Raw genomic sequence first — 18,084 nt, 5'->3', positions numbered from 1 at the left:
GGGTCGAGTGGCGGTTTACTGGGGATGGGCGTTGCTGTCGCCGGCGTCGCGCAACAGCATCAGGATGCGGCAGCAATTGAGGGGGATTCGTTTCTCTTGCTGTCGTAAAAACCCAACTCCACGCCCGGAGGTGCGACATGGGCGGAAAGTTCTTCAGTGGCCGCGCCCGACGCTGTGGTTGGCTTTTGTCGGGAGGTTTGGCGCTCGCGGTGACAACAGTACCGCTCACTGGAGCCACTCCTGCTCAGGCTCAGTACGGTCCGTACACATGCGCGCCCGGTCTGGTATGGCGGGAAGCAGTAAGCGGAGATCGCGTCTGCGTCAGGCCACAATGGCGGGACAAGACGTGGGAGGAAAATCGGCTCGGCCCCTCACGTGTGCAACCCGGTGGCGGGCCTCACGGTCCGGACACGTGCAAGCAAGGATTCGTCTGGCGCGAGACCCGCCCTTCGGACCACGTCTGTGTTCCCCTACAGAGTCGCACTGATGCCCGTCGCGGTAACGCAAGCGCATACACCGGGTATGCGCATCCAGACCAACTCCCCAAGAACGGCACCGCAGCCTGGTGGACGGATTATGGTAGTCAGTTGGCGGTAAGCCCCTCACACCTGTCCTTCTATGGTTGGGAACCCGGGAGGGGTTACCACCGCCAGATGGGCAACACCGGCAATTACTACGGCGCCCGACTAGTGACTCCTCCGAACTGTCAGCAGAGTTACACTCGCAACATGTATGTGCTCGCAGTCGACGAGACTACGGGTATCGTGAGCAATGCCGGAAGCGTGCGGGTTCCTCTCTGCCTCTACCCCTGAAGCAAGGTCTCCACAACGACGCCAGCCGGCAACTTCTACCGCTGGAGCTGGGGTTCGGCTCCGGACAGACCTGCTGGCGCCGCTCGGGCCGGTGACATGAGGCGGGTGTCTTCGACCCGTTGCACCGCTTCATGCTCGCCGCCGAGCTGCACGCGGCCGATCGGACGGGACGGAGTCGGGGCTGTGGCGTTCGCGGAACCGGACGGTGGCGGTGGGCCCATGCCCTCCACCGAATCGCCCCCGCAGGCGGCACGACGGTCCTGGGCACCGCTGCTGGCGGTGTGCGCCGGGTATTTCATGGTGATCCTGGACGTGACGGTCATCAACGTCGCCGTACCGGTGATCGGCCGTCAGCTGTCGGCGTCGCTGACCGGCATCCAGTGGATCACCGACGGGTACACCCTGGTCTTCGCCGGTTTCCTGCTGACCGGTGGCGCGCTGGGCGACCGGCTGGGCAACCGTCGGGTCTTCTGCTGGGGCGCGGCGGTGTTCACCGTGTCCTCGGCCGCGTGCGCGCTGGCGCCGAACGCTCCCTTCCTGGTCGCGGCCCGGCTCGTGGAGGGGCTCGGCGCGGCGCTGATCGTGCCCGGTTCCCTCGCCCTGCTCCAGCAGGCCTACCCGTCGCCTGCCGCCCGCTCGCGGGCCTTCGGGCTGTGGGGTTCGATGGCGGGCATCGCCGCCTCCGCCGGCCCGCTGCTGGGCGGGCTGCTCGTCTCCACGGTGGGTTGGCGCTGGGTGTTCCTCATCAACCTGCCTGTCGGAGTGGCCTGCCTGGTGCTGACACTGCGGCACGTGACGCGCTCGCCCCGGCACGCCGGCCGGTCCCTGGACTGGCCGGCGCAGTGCGCGGTCGTGGCGGCGGTGGCGCTGCTGACCGCGGCGCTCAACGAGGCCGGACGCCGGGGCTGGTCCGACCCGGCTGTTCTCGGCGGTCTGTGCCTGGCCGTGCTGGCCGCCGCCGCGTTCGGAATGCGTGAGCGGCTGGCCCGCTCTCCTGCCCTTCCGCTGAGTCTGCTGCGCTCTCGTGCACTGAGCGGTGGAGCCGTCATCGGCCTGCTGTTCAACTTCGGCTTCTACGGCATGGTGTTCACCGCCAGCCTGTACTTCCAGCACCAGCGCGGTTTCAGCGCCCTTCGGACCGGGCTGGCGCTGTTCCCGGCGGTGGCGATGACCATGTTCGCCTCGGTCCTGTCGGGGCGGCTGACCCGCCGCACCGGCGACCGTCCGCTGGTGCTCTCCGGCATGCTCCTGGCCGCCCTGGGGCTGGCCGGCTGGGCGGCGGCGGGACCCGACCCCGTCTACCCGCTGCTGGTGGCGCCGATGATGGCCGCCGGATTCGGCACCTCCTTCGCCCTCACCGGCTCCACCGCCACCGTGATGGGCGCCGCTCCCCCGGCGTACTCGGGGGCCGCCTCCGCCCTGTTCAACACCACCCGCCAGGTCGGCAGCGCCTCCGGGGTCGCGCTCGGCGGCAGCCTGCTCGCCACGGCCACCGACTACGACTCCGGGTTGCGCACGAGCATGGTCGTCGGCGCGCTCGCCTACCTGACCGCCGCGGGCCTCGCGTGGCGGTGCGTGCCGGCGAAGACCGAAAGGACGTAGGGCGTCTCGAGGCCGTCTCCCTCGGCGGTCCGCGGAACTCGTCGGCCGGTTCGCCCGCTCCGAGGCCCGCGGCCTCGCCTCCGGTCGGGGCCCCTACGCCGACGCACCTTCGCGGCGGCGTGTCCGTGTCACGGCTCCCGCGATCCGTCGCCGCCGCGTGGCGCGATGTGGAAGTCGAACGCGAGCGTTCCGGGGTCGAGAGCCGTCGCCCCGCCGTCGACCGTGAGCACGGTGCCGTTGACGTACGACGCCGACGGGGACAGCAGCCAGCCGATCGCCTCGGCGATCTCGCGCGGCTCTCCCGGCCGCCCCAGGGGCAGCAGCCGGGTCGCCTCCGCGTACGCGGCCTCCACACCCCCGTCCCGCAGATCCGTCTCCTGGGCGAAGCGGGCCATGCGCCGGTCGGCCATCTCGGTCCGTACCCAGCCGGGGCACACCACGTTGGCACGCACCCCCTGACGCCCGTAGTCGACGGCCACGGAACGGCAGAGCTGGAGCAGGGCCGCCTTGGACGTCGCGTACGGGGCGTTGCCGGCCCCGTTGCGCAGTGCGGACACCGAGGCGACAGCGACGACGGAGCCCCTGGACTCCAGCAGGTGCGGTATCGCCGACCGCAGCAGCAGAAGCGGACCGGTGACGTTGGTGCGCATGACCTCGTCCCACTCCTGCAGCGACAAGTCCCCCACCGTTCCACCGCGCCCGATGCCCGCGTTCAGCACCAGCCCGTCGAGCCGTCCGTGCGCGTCCAGGGCCGCCCGGACCAGACCCTCGGCCGCATCGGGATCTCCCACGTCGGACGGAAACGCCAGCGCCCCGGTCTCCCGCTCCAGGCGCCGCAGGGGTTCGGCCCGCCGGCCGGAGACGATCACGTGGTGACCCTCCTCGCGCAGCAGCCGGGCCGTGGCCTCCCCGATGCCCGTGCCTGCGCCGGTCACGACGACAACCCTCTTGTCCGTCACTTCACTCAGGTCCTTTCACCGAGATCATCCAGCGAGGCCGAGACTAGAACGCGCTGATCCACGGCTGCCTACTTCCGGCCACCTCCCGCCGGAGGAGCGCGGGGAGAGGGGGCGGTTGCACGCCGGGCGAATCCTCGGACGCGACAACGATCGGTGGAAGCGTTCTGGGCATCTCGTCTCCCGCCCTCTACCCTCGGTGCCCGATCTCGGCCTCTTCCCCCAAGGAGGGCGTACGAAGATGAGACGTGGAACGGACAGCACCCGCTTACGGCGTTCGGTGGCCGGCCTGGTCGCTCTGATCCTCGCCGGCACGGCACTGATGACGAGCGGCGGACCGGGGCAGGCGGCACCGGCCGCGCCGGGCGGCCGGGTCTCCGCCGCGACGGTGGACCTGGCGCGCTGGATGGGTGACATGCACGCCTATCTCGACCACGCACCGCTGAACCGGATCGCGATGCCCGGCAGTCACGACTCCGGCAGCTGGAGCATCCCGGCCGACCCGGCACTGTGCACCAGTGGCTGGTCCTACGGCGTCGCCTCACTCGACCCACGGCTGGCCGCCAGCATCTCGCGAACCCAGAGCGGCGGTCTCACCGACCAGCTCGACGAGGGCGCCCGCTATCTCGACCTGCGGCTGTGCCTGGAGGGCGGGCAGTGGAGGACCTTCCACGGCGCCCCGATGGGCGGACCGTTCTTCGACGAGGCCACGGGAGAGGCGGCCTCGGTCAAGCGCTGGATCGACGAGCACCCCTCGGAAGTCGTCATCATCAGTGTCTCGGCCACTGCTCCGGCGGGCGCCGACGCCAAGGAGCCGCTGACCAGACTGCGGGAGCTGTTCGGCTCCCGCGTCGCGGCCCGGACGGAGCTGTCCCCGACCTCGGCCTACGGCGACTTCGTGAAGGCCGGAAAGAACGTCGTGCTCGTCGACGCGTCGGCGGCGGTCGACCAGCCCTGGGCCTGGCACGCGGACAGCGTCTCCGACCGCGGCAGCTACCCGGCCGGAAACCCCTCCTGGTGGGAGATCATGAAGTCCTTCTTCCAGGCAAGCCCGCCGCAGCGGGTCTACGACCAGACGCTGGCCCTCAACCAGGCCGCCCTCGCCCGGGAACCCGGTGCGGACGCCGACCGGTTCTTCGTGCTGTCGAGCATCGTCCAGCCGGATCTGCAGATACCGCAGCTGTTCCTGATCCGGTTGCTCTCGCCGTTCTTCCCGGCGTCCGTCAGGGACAACTACCTCATCCACCTCGCCAATGGGCTCAACCCCCAGCTGGTCACCAGGCTGAGGACGGACTGGCGCGCACCTGAACTCGCCCGCCACATGAACATCGTGGCGATCGACGACCTGGGCCACCGGCCACAGGGCGATCTCCAACGCGCCGTGATCGACATCAACACCCTTGCCGCCCGCGCTGGTTGACGTCCTGCGAAGCACCCGCCGAGGTGAGCGGCCCTCTGTACACACCGAGTTCTCAGGAGTCCCTACGGCGCCGCGGCGGTGTGAAGGTGTACAGATCGAGGATGTCCGGCCGGGGAGCCACACCCGGGCCGCCTGCGCGCACCCAGGTGACGATGTCCTCGGTCGCGTCCGGGTCGTTGACGAGTCCCAGCCAGACCGGCCGCGCACCGGTGGCCCGGCCCGCGGCGGACGGCTGTACGACGATGACGTTGGCCTGGTCACACACGTCGAGGCAGTCGGAGATCCGCACGGGCACCGCGGCCCGCAGCCGCTCGGTCTGCGCCGCGTGATCGACCCCGGTCACCTTGGCACTGCCGCAGCAGCAGTCCCGGCACACGACGACCCGGCACGGCACCGGGTCGGACCCCTCGGCAGCGACCTCGTCGAGCACCACCTCTTCGGCCTGCCTCTCGGGCATGCCCCACCACCCCTCCCTTGAACGTGAGCCGGCCGGCGCCCGACTCTTCGCCCGGGCTGCCCGCCCCCTCGGACATTAGCCTGCCGCGCCTCGCGCCCTGATCACCTGGTCGGAACCTCAAGTTCGCCGGCGCCCCGGCCACGGGCAGGCGCGTGGAGTGGGGCGAGGTCGGCGTGCCGCACTTCGACGACGGGGGCCGGATCACCGACCTGTGGTTCATGTGCCAGGAGTTGAGCCTCGCCGAGCGGATCGGTTACGAGATGCAGCTGAGCTGAGGCGCCGTCCCGCTCAGTCCCGCCGCGGGGCGGCGGCCTCGAGGTCGGTGATGCTGCCCGACATGATCGTCCGCACGTGCTCGGTGATGTGTTCCGCCGGCCAGTCCCACCAGGCCACCGCCAGCAGCCGGGCGACGTCCTGGTCGCTGTAGCGGGTGCGGATGAGGCGGGCCGGGTTGCCGCCGACGATGCCGTAGTCGGGCACGTCGCCGGTGACCACGGCGCCGGAGGCGATGATCGCGCCGTGTCCGATGCGTACGCCGGGCATGACCGTCGTGCCGTGGCCGAACCAGACGTCGTTGCCGACGACGGTGTCCCCCCGGTCGGGCAGGCCGGTGAGCAGGTCGAAGTGGTCGGCCCAGGAGCCGCCCATGGTGGGGAAGGGGAAGGTCGAGGGGCCGTCCATCCGGTGGTTGGCGCCGTTCATGATGAACCGCACGCCGGTGCCCAGCGCGCAGAACCTGCCGATGACCAGCTTCTCCGGACCGTAGTGGTAGAGCACGTTCCGCGTCTCGAACGCGGTCGCGTCGTCCGGGTCGTCGTAGTAGGAGTACTCCCCGACCTCGATCAGCGGAGATGTCACCAACGGCTTGAGCAGCACCACCCGCGGCTGCTCCGGCATCGGGTGGAGGACGGTGGGGTCGGCAGGTACAGGCATGGCGGGTGATTCCTCGGCGGTCAGGTGTCCGTGACGGTCCATGGTCGCGTCACTGAGGTGTCCCGGACACCGATTTGCCACCCGGCCGGTCGTCGGAGGCCTCCCGGCCGTCGGCGTCGCTCGCCTCAGGTGTCTGCCTGTTGGGGGCGGATGAGGAGCAGGGCGATGTCGTCGCTGCGGGGTGCGGATCGCTGGGCGTGGTCGATGAGGCTGTCGGCGAGGGTGTCCGTGGTCTGGTTCCGGGCGTGTGCGAGCTGGTCGGCGAGAGAGGCGATCGCGTCCTCGATGTCGGTGCCTCGGGATTCGACGAGTCCGTCGGTGTAGAGGGCGAGGACGGCGCCGGGCCGCAGGGGGATCTCGCTGGTGGGGTAGTCGGCGGCGGGGTCGATGCCGAGCAGGAGTCCGGGCGGCAGGTGGAGGACCTCGGTGTGGCCGTCCGGGTGGCGCAGGATCGGCGGGGGGTGGCCTGCGGTGGCCAGGCATGCGCGGTGGTGGGCGAGGTCGAGGTCGATGTAGAGGCAGCTGGTGAACAGCCCGGGGTTGAGGTCGGTGAGCAGGCGGTTGGTGCGGGCGAGGACTTCGCCCGGGGGCGCGCCTGCGGTGGCGTGGACGGCGGTGCGCACTTGTCCCATGAGGGTGGCGGCCTGCACGTTGTGGCCCTGGACGTCGCCGATGGCCGCGGCGGCCCTCTCCTCGCCGAGACGGATGAGGTCGTAGAAGTCGCCTCCGATGTCCATTCCGTAGCTGGCGGGGAGGTAGCGGGCGGCCACGTCCAGACCGGCGATGGCGGGCAGGGTGCGGGGCAGCAGTCCGGCCTGGAGGTTGTGGGCGAGCTGGTGTTTGGCGTCGTACAGGAGGGCGCGGTCCAGCGCCTGGGCGATCAGCCCGGCGGTCGAGGTGAGGACGGAGCGCTCCTCCAGGGGAAAGGTGCGAGGCCGTTCATAGGCGAGGACCAGCGAGCCGACGGGGCGTCCGGAGGTGATCAGCGGCAGGAACGCCCAGGCGGCCATCGCGTCCTGCAGGGCGGCGGGGGGATAGGACCGTTTCAGGTCGGCGAAGGTGGCGAAGAAGCTGGGTGTGCCCGTCGTCAGGACGTGCACCGCGGGGGTGTCGGAGGTCAGCGGGGCGGCATCGAAGTGGCGCATGAGTTCGGCCGAGTAGCCGCGGTGACCGATGATCCGCAACCGGCCCTCCTCCGCCGCCATCAGGGCGAGGGCCTGGGCGCCGAAGGCGGGAAGGATCTGGTCGGCGACCCTTTCCACCACATCCTGCACACCGACGGCCTCGGTGAGCGTGGCGGCGAGATGCATCAGGTGGTAGAGCGCCGTGGCCCGGCCGGGCTCCACGCCAGGGGCGGGGTGCAGCAGTCGTGGAGGTGCCACGGCGTGGGCCGAGGACGTGGGGACGATGCGCACGCTGATGCCGGACGCGTCCGGGTAGAGGTGGAAGGACAGCCAGCGGTCCGGGGGGCGGCGGGCGGTGAAGGACGTGGGCCGACGGCTGAGCGCCGCGGCCCGGTAGCGGTCTTCGGCGACGGGGTTGTCCAGCCACGGAAGTGCCTCCCAGGGGCGGGCGCCCAGCAGGTCGGGGATGCCGAGGCCGAGCAGGGTGGCCGCGGCGGTGGTGACGAAGGTGATCCGGCCGTCCGGGTCGAGGGCGCAGCAGCCGCTGGGCAGGCGCTCGGCGAAGTCGACCGCGGCCTGTGCCTCGGCCGGCCCGGCGGCGCGGTTCCGCGAGGGAGGCAGGATCCGCGGCTCGGGCCCGGCCAGTACCGGGTGGCCGCTGTCGGCGGCCTGCCGCAGGATCAGGCCCAGGCGGTCGCAGGCACCGGCGATCCCCTCGCGTTCGGGTGCGCTCAGCGTGGGTGGGTGTGCGCTGGACCAGTGCAGCACCAGACCGCCCCACGTCCTCGGGCCAGTGGTGATCGGCGCGGTGCACAGGGCGAAGGGGTGGGGCAGGACGAGCGCCAGCTGCGGGTAGCGGCGCGCCAGTTCCTCCTGACTGCCGATCCAAACCAGGCCTCGCTCCCGCACGGCGTCGCTCACCGGGGTCGCTGCCGCGAGCGCCACCCGCGCCCAGGGCAAGGCGATCCGCTTCGAGATTCCGCTCAGCACCGCGAGCTGGAGCAGTTGCCCGTCCGGTGACAGCAGGTAGACCGCGCCGGCGTAGGCACCGATCTCCCGTGCGAACTCGCTCAGGGCAGGGGCGAGCGCTTCAGGGCCGAAGCCCGAGGAGGGGGCGCCGGTCGCCGTGTCGGACACGTCTCACCTCCGGGTGCATGCGCCGAGCGGTGATCTCCGTACCCGCCCGAAGCGGCTGCGGGCCGTGTCCGCGCTGATGCCCAGGACGGCGCCGATCTGCGCCCAGCTCGCCCCGGCCCGCCGGTCGGCCAGCACCGCCCAGCGCACCAGCTGGCCCGCCAGCTCGGGCACCTGCGCCACAGCGACGCAGTGCAGGCCCCTGGCCGAGGCCCATGGCATGGGGCCGGTGCTCTGCTTCTGTGCCACGGCCTGTACGTGGGCGAGCAGCTCCGTCCCGGCCACGATCATCGCCTGCCGCTCCTGCGCGGCCGCCCGCCACCGTCGCCGGGCCCGCCATGCCGCCTGCCGGTGCGCCGGACAGCAGTACCGGCGACCGCGGCCGTTCGGCTCCGGCAGCACCGTGCCGCACCAGCCACACCGAACGTCACCCATATTCGGACGATACGCCCACCCTGGCGTGACAGCACTGCGATGTCGGCACCGCGCCCGCGGGTGCGGTCGCACGCGGGCGAGGAACACGATGGGATGCACCGGTCCCGCTCCCCGGGAGCTGGGTTCCGGCACATCGTGACGGTCGCGGCATGGAGCGCCGGATCGCCCCGGAGGAAGGAGTTTTCCGTGGATGAACCGGCGCCGGAGGGCGGACGCTACGGAAGAGACCTCTTCGCCCCCGATCAGTCGGGCGAAGCGGAGCGCGTCGACTACGGCGCCCTGGCCTACGACGCGGTGAGCCAGGCGCGTCTGGCCGCCCTGGGTGTCGGTCCCGGGTGGCGCTGCCTCGATGTGGGTGCCGGCACCGGGACGATCAGCCGCTGGCTCGCCGAAGAGGCCGGCGTCGACGAGGTGCTGGCCCTGGACCGCGACCCCCGCTTCGTGAACGCTCCACCGAACGGCCGGCTCCGGACGATGGCCGTGGACGTCACCGATCCGGCGTCGGGGCCGGCGCCGGGCGGGTTCGACCTGGTCCACTGCCGTTTCGTTCTGATGCATCTGCCCCAGCACGCGGACGTGCTGGCGCGCCTGGCCGGCTGGGTGGCGCCCGGAGGCTGGCTGGTCGTCGGCGATGCCCTCGACCTGACCACGGCCCACTCGCCCCACACGGCCTACCGGCGGGCCATGGCGGCGATGTGGCAGGTGCTGCGGGACACGATCGGGACCGACATCAGCTGGGTGACGGGCTACCCACATCTCCTGCACGACCTGGGGCTGCTCGATGTGGGCGCGGAGGTCGTTCTGCCGCCGCTGACCGTCGACGCGCCCATCACCGCCTTCTGGAAGAGCACCTGGCTCAGCATGCGAGACGCTCTGGAAGCCGGTACGGCGCTGGAGGCGGGCGAACTCGACAGCGCTCTGGACTACCTCTCCTCGCCCGCGCTCGCCGACCTCTCCCCCGGCATGATCACCGCGTGGGGCCGACGGCCTCGCGGGTGAGCCGCGGGAGCGGCGGGAGCCGCCTTGGGCCTGTCCCACCGGGTCCGACGGATGCGCGCGGTCAGGGTGTGGTGCTCCGGAGCTGCTCGCCGTCGCCGCGAGGACCGCTGGACGGCAGACCGGTCAGGTCGGCCGCTTCGTGGCCCGGCTCCAGTGCCGGGCCGATCCATTCGCACAGCAGGACGGTGGCATCGTCCTGGAGACGGCCGTCGTGGTAGGCGAGGACGGCCTGGACGAGGCGGCGCAGGGTTTCGGGGACGGGCAGGCCGTCGGCGTGGTGGCGGATGAGGAAGTCGGTGAAGCGTTCGACGCCGCATTCGCGACCCCCGCGGCGACGGGCCTCGGTGATGCCGTCGGTGTACAGGACGATGCGGCCGTCGCCCTGATCGACGAGGCGGAGCCGCCTCGCCCCGTCCAGCGCCGCTTCACCGTCGGCTACCGGAAGCCGAAGCCCACGTCATCGTCCGATGCCCCGGTGCCATCGGATCTCGCCGTCGTGCCATTCGTCGGTGGGAGTGAGCCCGGCAGCCGTGGCGACGGCCGCGGATGCCCGGTGTTCGGGGTGGATATGGGCGATGACGGTGTGCACCGGCTGCCGGGCGAGCCAGTCGACGAGCCCTCGGGCTGCTTCGGCGGCGATGCCTCTTCGCTGCCAAGGGGTCCCTACCACCCAGGCGATCTCGGCGATGTGGCCGTGGCCGGAGGGGCTGACCGTCGCCTGGACCGTGCCCGTGAGGCAGGACGTGTCACGGAGCCGGATCACCCAGTTCAGCCAGGAGACGGCCGGATCGGGAGAGCCCGCGGTCATGCGCCGGTAGCGCGAGCGCAGGGCTTGCGGGGTGTCCGGAGTTCCGCCGATGAAGGTGTGCAGGGCCGGGTCGGACAGCACCTCGGCCATCTCCTCGGCGTGTTCGACGTGCAGCGGCAGCAGGTCCAGCCGCCTGGTGCCGATGGCCTGGGCCGTGAGGGCGCTCACGCCGCGACCGCCTTCATCGCAGCGCGGACCGCAACGCCGGGACCGCATTCCCTGAACTGCTGGAGGGGATCTTCCAGCGGAAGGCGTCGCCGTTGCCGTCGACGTAGACGAGGGTGCCGCCCTTCTCGGCGGCCGTGATGTCGAAGGCGGTGGTGTCGTTCTGGAAGGTGCCGGGCCGAACGGTCGGGCCACCGTCACTGAAGCCGACGGGAGCGATCCCTGCCGCCCCCTCGCTGTTCCCCGACCTGACGACATGCCCGTCGGGCGACTCCCAGCGGAAGCCTCCGTCGTCGGTCGTCGCCGTCACCGGGGTCTTGACCCGATTCGCGGCACTGAAGGCGACGACCGCGAAGAGGTCGTGCTCCGGGGCACCGGTGTCGGTCCTGTCGACGTAGACGACGGTGTCCGGAGTGATCCGCACCGTGCCCTTGCCGCCGACGCCGGCCGTGTCGGCGCTCTGGCCCAGCCGGAGTTCGGTGCGCGGACTCGGCCTCGGCTCGCTTCCGTCGTCACCATCGGTGCAGGCGGCAAGTCCGAGGACGCAGACAGCAATGAGCGCGGTTGTTCTGACGGCGTGACGCATGATCTTTCATACTAATACTGCAGCCGCAGTCGAGTCGTCTCCGTAGACTGCCGGCATGGCATGCCGCATCAGTGAGCTGGTCATCGACTGCGCCGACGCCGAAGGGCTCGCCGCATTCTGGAGCGAGGTCCTCGGCTACGTCGAACTCGCCCGGGACGACGACGGAAGCATCGAGATCGGGCCGCCGGACGTCGGCTTCGGCGGACCGCAGCCCACCCTCGTCCTCAGCCCCAGCAGCGAGCCGCGGACCGGGAAGCTCCGACTGCACATCGATGTCAACGCCACCGACCGCGACCAGGACGCCGAGCTGGAGCGGCTGCTCGCGCTCGGTGCCAGGCCCGCCGACGTCGGCCAGACCGGCACCGAGAACTGGCATGTCCTGGCCGATCCGGAAGGCAACGAGTTCTGCCTCCTGCACGCCCGGATCCGGCCCTGACCGCGTCCGTACCCGCGGGCCCATACTCCTCGACGCATGCCGGGCGTTGCCATCGCAGCCAGAAGCACCTGCACACGGCCCAGGACCTCCTCGTCTGGCACGGGGAGCGGTTCCTGGGTCAGCGGCCGGGTGCACGGGGAGCCCCCGCGCAGAGGCGGAACCACGCTCTAACGGGCGCGCCGCCGCTGACCCCCGTAGAAGACGGTCGCGCCGACCAGCAGAGTCAGCCCGATGGTCACGGCAGCGGTGATCTCGCTGGTGTCCCGGTCCTCGGGCCCGTGGGGCAGCCATGGATCGAGCAGCCCCAGCGGGTCCTCGCGCACCACGATCCGGTCGCCCCGCCGGGCCTGGCCGAAGCAGTTCTGCATCTGGGAGACCTCGAACGTGCGTCGTTCGCCGCCCAGTTCGCGGACCGTGCACATCATGTCGGCGCCGTGCTTGCGGTGCAGGTCGACGACGTCCACGACGACCGCGTCCACCGGATCCCCCACGGTCCGCATGTACCCCTCGTAGACCGCCGGCCCGGCGAACAGCGTCAGCGCGAACGAGGCCACCGCCACCAGCGTGGCCGCCCCGGCCCGGTGCCACACTCCGCCGACCAGACACGCCGCGACCGCGATGACGGCCAGCACGACCACCACTCCGAGCGGCGTCACCCACTGCGCCACACCCGCCCCGAACAGCAGGAGCACCGGCACCGCCACGGCCCACTTCGACGAGTTGACCGCCTTGCGAGCCGGACTCAGCGCCCGCTTCCCGCTCACCGTCCCGCCAGGCACGGTCCCCGCCGCGGTCCCGAGTCCGCTCATGCCCCCGCCGCCTCCCAGAAGATCACCAGCCGTCCGCCGACGAGGGTACGGACACGCCCCGAGGCCTGACGCGAGGGGTCGGGCGTGCGGGCTCGGCGCTACTGCCGGCTCAGACCAGAACGGGGAGAAGCCGTTGAGGATGCGAACGTAGTCGCTGTCGACCCTTTCCGTCAGGGTGATCATCTCACCGACCGGGCCGGAGGCTCGGGAAGAAGCGGGGTGGGGGGAGGGCACAGCGTGGACAGGAAAGCCCCGGCGGCGACCAGTCACACTCGGCCACCGGGCGGTCTGAAGGTTCACCCGACCGAGTAGCGCGAGCCGACCGCCCTCAGGGAGTGCCGCCAGAGCTGTCGAAGCGGCATCGGTCACCCCGCTCGGTCCGAACGGCTGGACAGCATCGCACTCATCACGGACCGGGCCGGCGTCAACCGATCACCGCGGCGTGACACGAGTGCGGACGGCGGGTTGATACCTCCCGGCTGGTGCGCAACGATCACGCCACCCGTGACCGGCGAAACCCGTCAGCACCACTCCGCTAACATGTTCGAACTTACGATGATCACCCCGATCGCCCGCTCTTCACCGGAAAAGGCGTCATACAGCACCATCAATAGTTTATGTGACCAATATCTATCAAATCGGCCAAACAATTGATATCCAATATATCTCAAGTGTTTTCACGAAAAAACTACAGAATAACCTTCGCCGCATGGCGTCAGCCGCGGGTGATCCTCTGGGCCACGGTGGGCGTGGTGACCCTCGGATTCCTGGTCGCGCTGGAGATCGCCGCGCGCCACTACGGCTTGCCGGGGCCGATCACCAACCAGGCGAAAGAGGTGATATTCGCCCCCAAATCGGGGCCGCTGCTGTACGCCAGCATGGCGTTGATGATGGTCGTGCTTCCCTGGCGGCAACGGTTCATCGCGGCCGGTGTCGCGGTGGGCATCGACATCGTCTTCTTTCTGGTGCGGTGGGCCGTCGACGCCAAGATGATGTTCGGCAACGGCGCGTTGTGGGTCGTCGTGGGCTACGCGGTCATCGCTGTCACGCGCCGCACCGGACAGGAACGAGCCCTACTGCTGAAGGGCGTCGGACTGGCCCTGCTGCTGGTGGCCGGCCGTAAGACCGGCGACACCTGGCTGCTCGTCACGTCCAAGACCCGCCCGGCGGTGCTGGACCAGTACGTGGCGACCGCCGATCACGCACTGGGCGACCCGTCATGGCTGGTGGGCCGGTTCGTCAGGGCCACCGGTCCGATCGGCTCCCACGTTCTCGACTACGTCTACATCCAGCTCGCGGTGGCCGCGGTCGTCGTCGCGCTGTACCAACTGCGCAACGTGGCGACCGAGCGCCGATTCCCGCGCCATCATCTGGTGCGCACCTTTCTGGTGATCGGCCTCCTCGGGCCCGGCATCTACATGATCTTCCCGGTGGTCGGGCCGATCTTCGTCTACGGAGCCGACGGCGGCCACTGGGCGGTGGCCAACGTGTGGCCGGACACGGCGCCGGTCCATGTGCCGCACCCGATGCCGTTCGATGAGATCACCCCGCGCAACTGCATGCCCAGCCTGCACACGGCTTGGGCCACCACGATCTTCATCCATTCCCGCAAGGGGCCGAGGGCTCTGCGATTCCTGGGCACGTTCTGGCTGATCGCCACGCTCGGTGCAACGCTGGGCTTCGGCTACCACTACGGCGCGGACATCGTCGCCGGCGTGGTGTTCGCGGTCACGATCGAGGCGGCCATGCGCTCGCTCGCACGTGGCTGGGACCGGTCGGGAATCCAACTGGTCGCCTACGGCGCAACGGTCTTCACCGCGCTCCTGGTGTCCTACCGCTATCTGTCGATGGAGATGGCCGGGCGTCCCTGGGTGTTCGGACCACTCATCGTGCTGGCGATGGCCTCGGTGATCTACGGCTACGTGCGGACCACCAGACTGTGGGAACCGAAGGCCGTACCGGCGCTGCAACCGGAACCGCAACCCGAGCCGGCGTGAGTTCACGGGGTCAGTTCGATTCGTCGGCCGCCGGTCTGTCGGGCGACTCGTCTCGCGCGGCGGACCGTCCTGACTGGTGGGCTCCCCCGGAGAAGGTCGTGAACGCGCTCTCCAGTCGTTCGGTGGCCGCCTCAGGAAGTACCACGGGATGTACCACGAGCTGACGTTCGGCGAGGCCAGGTCCCGACGGATGCGCGGGAGCATGCGGACGGATCCGCCGAGCAGCCCGCAGCACGCCACGCAGAGCAGGATGCGTCGCTCCGGGGAGACGGTCCAGGACCACTCGAGCAGGCGGACCCTGCTCGGGGCGGCCAGGTCCGCCTGCTCCGGCCACAGGATCACGAGACAGGCCGCGCGGATCGGGCCTCTGAGCCCGGCGAACGGGCGACCCTCATCAGGTTGACGTTGTGCGCCCACGGGACCGGCCCAACATCAGATGACCCACCACGTGAGGGGGCGTGGCGCTCGCCCACCCGACTCGCGAGCGGTGGTCGCGGCCCCGACGATGGATGAACAAGACCATCGACCTCTTGGACGGCCTATGTCCCCGAACCGACTCAGAGCCTCTGCCGGAGCCCGGCGCGGCATCGTCCTGGGAAGTGCGCTCGGCAGTCTTCTCCTGGTCGGCGGGCTCGCCGGCTGCGGCAACGGCGACGGTCAGGGCTCCTCGCCCCCGGCAGGCACTCCCAGTACGCCGAATGCCTCGTCCTTCTCGGGGACACCGCCGTCGGCGATGGCGTCCTCCGCCTCCGCCGCGATCAGCTCGGCCCAGGCCTCCGCCTCCGCCGCGGCGTCGTCCGCCTCGGCCCGCGCCTCCGAGTTCGAGGCATCGGTGGACGCCGAGACCCACCGCAGAAGCGCGGCGGCGGAAAAGGAACTGAAAAACGTCACGGGCCAGGGCAACGCGCTCTCCGAGGTCGCCATGACGGGTATTCCGAGAGCGCAGAGCGGCGGAGTACTCGCGGTACTCGTCACGATCACCAACAAGACCGACAGCAAGGCCTCCTATGCCGTGCAGGTCGACTTCAAGAACTCGGCGGGCAAGGTGGTCGAGACACGGTACGTCGGCGCCGAGGATCTCGAGCCCGGCAAGAAGGAACAACCCATTGCCTTCAGCCACGAGCCCCCGGAACCGAAGCTGACGCCCGTGCTCGCCAAGGCACAGCGCTACTGAGGACTCTCGGCGAGGTCATGGGGGCTGAAGGTGCGGCGGTAGGCGGCGGGTGAGATGCCGAAGGCCGTTCTCATGTGTGCGCGCAGGGAGTTCGCGGAGCCGAAGCCGGCGCGGTGGGCGACCAGGTCGATGGACAGGTCGGTGGTCTCCAGCAGTTGCTTGGCCAGTTCCAGGCGTTGTGCGGTGAGCCATTGCACCGGTGTCATGCCGACCTCGTCGCGGAACCGCCGGGTGAAGGAGCGCAGGCTCATCCGGGCGTGCTCGGCGAGTCGGGCGAGGGACAGCGGTTCGCCGAGGTGTTCCAGGGCCCAGGCGCGGGCGGCGGTGGTGCTGGCGGCGGTGGGTTCGGGGACCGGGCGGTCGATGTACTGGGCCTGGCCGCCGTCCCGCCAGGGCGGTACGACGCATATGCGGGCGGCCCGGTTGGCGGCGGCCGCGCCGTGGTCGCGGCGGATCATGTGCAGGCACAGGTCCACGCCCGCGGCCACGCCCGCCGAGGTCAGCACGTCGCCGTCGTCGACGAAGAGGACTTCCTCGTCGACCTTGACCCTGGGGTAGGCCCGGCGGAACTCCGGGGCCAGGTTCCAGTGGGTGGTGGCCGGCCGGCCGTCGAGCAGCCCGGCCGCGGCGAGCACGTAGGACCCGGTGCAGATGGACACCAGCCGGGTGCCGGGCCGGATGCCTGCGATGGCCGCGGTGACCTCGGAGGGCAGCGGGCCGCCGCGGCCCAGCTCGGGCATCGCGTGCGTGGGCGGGACGATCACGGTGTCCGCGGTGGCCAGGGCCTCGGGACCGGCCGCGGGCTGCACGGTGAAACCGGCGTCGCTGAGCACGGGGGCGCCGTCGGCGGTGCAGACGGTGACGTCGTAGAGCGGGCGGCCCTCGGCGTCCTCCACGCTGCCGAAGACACGGGAGGGGATGCCCAGCTCGAAGGGCGGCACCCCGGGCAGGGCGAGCACGGCGATCCGGTGCCGCCGGGGCGCCCGCGCCGCCCGGTCCCGCTCGTCCCGCGTGATCGTCCGCTGTGCCGTACCCATGGCCAGATCCTGTCACATGGTGGCCATACGGCCAACACCATGGCGGGCCGATGTGCCGGATCGTGGACTGCGTCGCGCCGGGAACCTCCCGGCGCCGAGCCGATCGAGACGGAAACGAGGCGGACAGCATGCGTGCGGTGGTCGTGCAGCAGTGGGGCGGACCCGAGAACCTGGTCGAGCGTGAGGTCGAGCGCCCGGAGCCGGGACTGAACGAGGTCCTGGTGCGGGTGCACGCGGCCGGAGTGAACCCGGTGGACTGGAAGACCCGCGCCGGCGGAGCCCTCATCGAGTGGGGCGCCGTGCCGGCGGTCGGCTGGGACGTGTCCGGCACGGTCGAGGCCGTCGGGCCCGGTGTGGGGATGTTCCGTCCCGGTGACGAGGTCTTCGGGATGCCGCTGTTCCCGCGCCAGGCGGGCGGGTACGCCGAGTACGTCGTGGCGCCGGCCCGGCATCTCGCTCCCAAGCCGGCCGGTCTGACGCACGTGGAGGCGGCGGCGCTGCCGCTCGCCGCGCTGACCGCCTGGCAGGCCCTGGTGGACACGGCGGACGTGCGTCCCGGTGAGCGGGTGCTGGTGCACGCGGCGGCCGGCGGGGTCGGTCACTTCGCCGTGCAGATCGCCAAGGCCCGCGGCGCGTACGTCATCGGCACGGCCAGCGCCGGCAAGCACGACCTGGTGCGGCAGCTGGGCGCGGACGAGGTGATCGACTACCGCGCGGTGCGGTTCGAGGACGTCGTGTCCGACGTCGACGTGGTGCTGGACGGGCTCGGCGGCCAGACGGCCGAGCGCTCCCTGAAGGTCCTGCGGGCCGGCGGCCGGCTGATCACCCTGCCCGGCCCGGACGACGTTCCCGCCGCTCAGGAGGGGGTGCGGGCGGTGTGGGTCCTGGTCGAGCCGGACCACCTGGGTCTGCGCGAGATCGCCGGCCTGGTGGAGCGGGGCGCGCTCAAGCCGGTGGTCGAGACGGTCCTGCCGCTGGCGCAGGCGGCGAAGGCGCACGAGATCGGCGAGCAGGGCCGTACCACCGGCAAGATCGTCCTGACGGTCGACTGATCCCCGGCCGTCGGCTGCCGCGGGGAGCACGCGGCCGCGCGAGCGGATACGGAACGCGTCCCGGTGTGCGGTCGGCCGAGCCACCACCGGGCCCGGGCCCGCGGACCCACCCGCCGGGCCCCGGCCCGACGAGGCGCCGACGCGGCCC

Annotated in this window: 17 protein-coding genes and 1 pseudogene; 8 read left to right on the top strand and 10 right to left on the bottom strand. The window is 71.0% G+C overall.

Annotated features, from left to right (window positions below):
* The first annotated feature begins 1,031 nt into the window (after window positions 1–1,031).
* Window positions 1,032–2,414: an MFS transporter gene (locus ACZ5CW_RS26230; RefSeq protein WP_468605407.1), complete on the top strand. Its 1,383-nt coding sequence runs from the start codon at window positions 1,032–1,034 to the stop codon at window positions 2,412–2,414.
* Between the two features lie 128 nt (window positions 2,415–2,542).
* Here the strand turns inward: ACZ5CW_RS26230 and ACZ5CW_RS26225 are convergent, their stop codons facing one another.
* A complete protein-coding gene (locus ACZ5CW_RS26225; protein ID WP_468605405.1) occupies window positions 2,543–3,373 on the bottom strand; it encodes an SDR family NAD(P)-dependent oxidoreductase in 831 nt (276 codons plus the stop codon).
* Window positions 3,374–3,611: 238 nt separating this feature from the next.
* On the opposite strand from ACZ5CW_RS26225, the gene ACZ5CW_RS26220 reads away from it, so the two are divergent.
* On the top strand, window positions 3,612–4,790 hold the full coding sequence (locus ACZ5CW_RS26220; protein ID WP_468605403.1) for a hypothetical protein: 1,179 nt from the start codon (window positions 3,612–3,614) through the stop codon (window positions 4,788–4,790).
* A 52-nt stretch (window positions 4,791–4,842) separates the two neighbouring features.
* Here ACZ5CW_RS26220 and ACZ5CW_RS26215 read toward each other — a convergent pair whose 3' ends face one another.
* Window positions 4,843–5,247, bottom strand: a complete 405-nt coding sequence (locus tag ACZ5CW_RS26215; RefSeq protein WP_468605401.1) for a (2Fe-2S) ferredoxin domain-containing protein — start codon at window positions 5,245–5,247, stop codon at window positions 4,843–4,845.
* Window positions 5,248–5,399: 152 nt separating this feature from the next.
* Here ACZ5CW_RS26215 and ACZ5CW_RS26210 point away from each other — a divergent pair, with 152 nt between their 5' ends.
* Window positions 5,400–5,522: a hypothetical protein gene (locus ACZ5CW_RS26210; RefSeq protein ID WP_468605399.1), complete on the top strand. Its 123-nt coding sequence runs from the start codon at window positions 5,400–5,402 to the stop codon at window positions 5,520–5,522.
* A gap of 13 nt (window positions 5,523–5,535) precedes the next feature.
* Here the strand turns inward: ACZ5CW_RS26210 and ACZ5CW_RS26205 are convergent, their stop codons facing one another.
* The 3 genes from ACZ5CW_RS26205 to ACZ5CW_RS26195 form a co-directional block, all read right to left on the bottom strand.
* Window positions 5,536–6,180, bottom strand: a complete 645-nt coding sequence (locus ACZ5CW_RS26205) for a CatB-related O-acetyltransferase (RefSeq protein ID WP_468605397.1) — start codon at window positions 6,178–6,180, stop codon at window positions 5,536–5,538.
* A 125-nt stretch (window positions 6,181–6,305) separates the two neighbouring features.
* On the bottom strand, window positions 6,306–8,441 hold the full coding sequence (locus ACZ5CW_RS26200; protein ID WP_468605395.1) for a SpoIIE family protein phosphatase: 2,136 nt from the start codon (window positions 8,439–8,441) through the stop codon (window positions 6,306–6,308).
* 3 nt (window positions 8,442–8,444) lie between these two features.
* Entirely contained in the window at window positions 8,445–8,873 is a 429-nt protein-coding gene (locus ACZ5CW_RS26195) for a hypothetical protein (RefSeq protein WP_468605393.1), read from the bottom strand.
* A gap of 186 nt (window positions 8,874–9,059) precedes the next feature.
* Between ACZ5CW_RS26195 and ACZ5CW_RS26190 the strand changes: the two genes are divergently transcribed.
* Window positions 9,060–9,872: a class I SAM-dependent methyltransferase gene (locus ACZ5CW_RS26190; protein WP_468605391.1), complete on the top strand. Its 813-nt coding sequence runs from the start codon at window positions 9,060–9,062 to the stop codon at window positions 9,870–9,872.
* 61 nt (window positions 9,873–9,933) lie between these two features.
* Here ACZ5CW_RS26190 and ACZ5CW_RS26185 read toward each other — a convergent pair.
* The 3 genes and pseudogenes from ACZ5CW_RS26185 to ACZ5CW_RS26175 form a co-directional block, all read right to left on the bottom strand.
* Window positions 9,934–10,263 (bottom strand): annotated as a pseudogene (locus ACZ5CW_RS26185) (SpoIIE family protein phosphatase); the annotation flags it as partial.
* A gap of 66 nt (window positions 10,264–10,329) precedes the next feature.
* Window positions 10,330–10,848, bottom strand: coding sequence for a GNAT family N-acetyltransferase (locus ACZ5CW_RS26180; protein ID WP_468605389.1), 519 nt, complete (start codon window positions 10,846–10,848; stop codon window positions 10,330–10,332).
* A gap of 13 nt (window positions 10,849–10,861) precedes the next feature.
* Window positions 10,862–11,431 (bottom strand): hypothetical protein, encoded by a 570-nt coding sequence (locus ACZ5CW_RS26175; protein ID WP_468605386.1) that lies wholly within the window; start codon window positions 11,429–11,431, stop codon window positions 10,862–10,864.
* Between the two features lie 55 nt (window positions 11,432–11,486).
* Between ACZ5CW_RS26175 and ACZ5CW_RS26170 the strand changes: the two genes are divergently transcribed.
* Window positions 11,487–11,867 carry a VOC family protein gene (locus ACZ5CW_RS26170; protein WP_468605384.1) on the top strand — a complete coding sequence of 127 codons (381 nt, stop codon included), beginning with the start codon at window positions 11,487–11,489 and terminating at the stop codon, window positions 11,865–11,867.
* Between the two features lie 167 nt (window positions 11,868–12,034).
* On the opposite strand, the gene ACZ5CW_RS26165 is transcribed toward ACZ5CW_RS26170, so the two are convergent.
* Window positions 12,035–12,676: a hypothetical protein gene (locus ACZ5CW_RS26165; RefSeq protein ID WP_468605382.1), complete on the bottom strand. Its 642-nt coding sequence runs from the start codon at window positions 12,674–12,676 to the stop codon at window positions 12,035–12,037.
* A 749-nt stretch (window positions 12,677–13,425) separates the two neighbouring features.
* Between ACZ5CW_RS26165 and ACZ5CW_RS26160 the strand changes: the two genes are divergently transcribed.
* Window positions 13,426–14,673: a phosphatase PAP2 family protein gene (locus tag ACZ5CW_RS26160; protein WP_468605591.1), complete on the top strand. Its 1,248-nt coding sequence runs from the start codon at window positions 13,426–13,428 to the stop codon at window positions 14,671–14,673.
* Window positions 14,674–15,214: 541 nt separating this feature from the next.
* Complete coding sequence (locus tag ACZ5CW_RS26155) at window positions 15,215–15,847, top strand: hypothetical protein (RefSeq protein ID WP_468605380.1); 633 nt, start codon at window positions 15,215–15,217, stop codon at window positions 15,845–15,847.
* Here the strand turns inward: ACZ5CW_RS26155 and ACZ5CW_RS26150 are convergent.
* Entirely contained in the window at window positions 15,841–16,884 is a 1,044-nt protein-coding gene (locus ACZ5CW_RS26150; protein ID WP_468605377.1) for a GlxA family transcriptional regulator, read from the bottom strand. The genes ACZ5CW_RS26155 and ACZ5CW_RS26150 overlap by 7 nt on opposite strands.
* A gap of 128 nt (window positions 16,885–17,012) precedes the next feature.
* Between ACZ5CW_RS26150 and ACZ5CW_RS26145 the strand changes: the two genes are divergently transcribed.
* Entirely contained in the window at window positions 17,013–17,936 is a 924-nt protein-coding gene (locus ACZ5CW_RS26145) for an NADP-dependent oxidoreductase (RefSeq protein WP_468605375.1), read from the top strand.
* Window positions 17,937–18,084: the final 148 nt, after the last annotated feature.

It is taken from the genome of Streptomyces sp. NPDC031379 (genome assembly GCF_055569615.1).
Note: the sequence above shows the minus strand (reverse complement) of the source record. Positions and strands in the feature narration are given on the sequence as shown.

Excerpts from the sequence above, each read along its gene's own strand:
- ACZ5CW_RS26195 (WP_468605393.1), bottom strand. The coding sequence starts at position 8,873 with ATGGGTGACGTTCGGTGTGGCTGGTGCGGCACGGTGCTGCCGGAGCCG.
- ACZ5CW_RS26150 (WP_468605377.1), bottom strand. The coding sequence starts at position 16,884 with ATGGGTACGGCACAGCGGACGATCACGCGGGACGAGCGGGACCGGGCG.
- ACZ5CW_RS26165 (WP_468605382.1), bottom strand. The coding sequence starts at position 12,676 with ATGAGCGGACTCGGGACCGCGGCGGGGACCGTGCCTGGCGGGACGGTG.
- ACZ5CW_RS26170 (WP_468605384.1), top strand. The coding sequence starts at position 11,487 with ATGGCATGCCGCATCAGTGAGCTGGTCATCGACTGCGCCGACGCCGAA.
- ACZ5CW_RS26155 (WP_468605380.1), top strand. The coding sequence starts at position 15,215 with ATGTCCCCGAACCGACTCAGAGCCTCTGCCGGAGCCCGGCGCGGCATC.
- ACZ5CW_RS26230 (WP_468605407.1), top strand. The coding sequence starts at position 1,032 with ATGCCCTCCACCGAATCGCCCCCGCAGGCGGCACGACGGTCCTGGGCA.
- ACZ5CW_RS26215 (WP_468605401.1), bottom strand. The coding sequence starts at position 5,247 with ATGCCCGAGAGGCAGGCCGAAGAGGTGGTGCTCGACGAGGTCGCTGCC.
- ACZ5CW_RS26145 (WP_468605375.1), top strand. The coding sequence starts at position 17,013 with ATGCGTGCGGTGGTCGTGCAGCAGTGGGGCGGACCCGAGAACCTGGTC.
- ACZ5CW_RS26175 (WP_468605386.1), bottom strand. The coding sequence starts at position 11,431 with ATGCGTCACGCCGTCAGAACAACCGCGCTCATTGCTGTCTGCGTCCTC.
- ACZ5CW_RS26205 (WP_468605397.1), bottom strand. The coding sequence starts at position 6,180 with ATGCCTGTACCTGCCGACCCCACCGTCCTCCACCCGATGCCGGAGCAG.
- ACZ5CW_RS26220 (WP_468605403.1), top strand. The coding sequence starts at position 3,612 with ATGAGACGTGGAACGGACAGCACCCGCTTACGGCGTTCGGTGGCCGGC.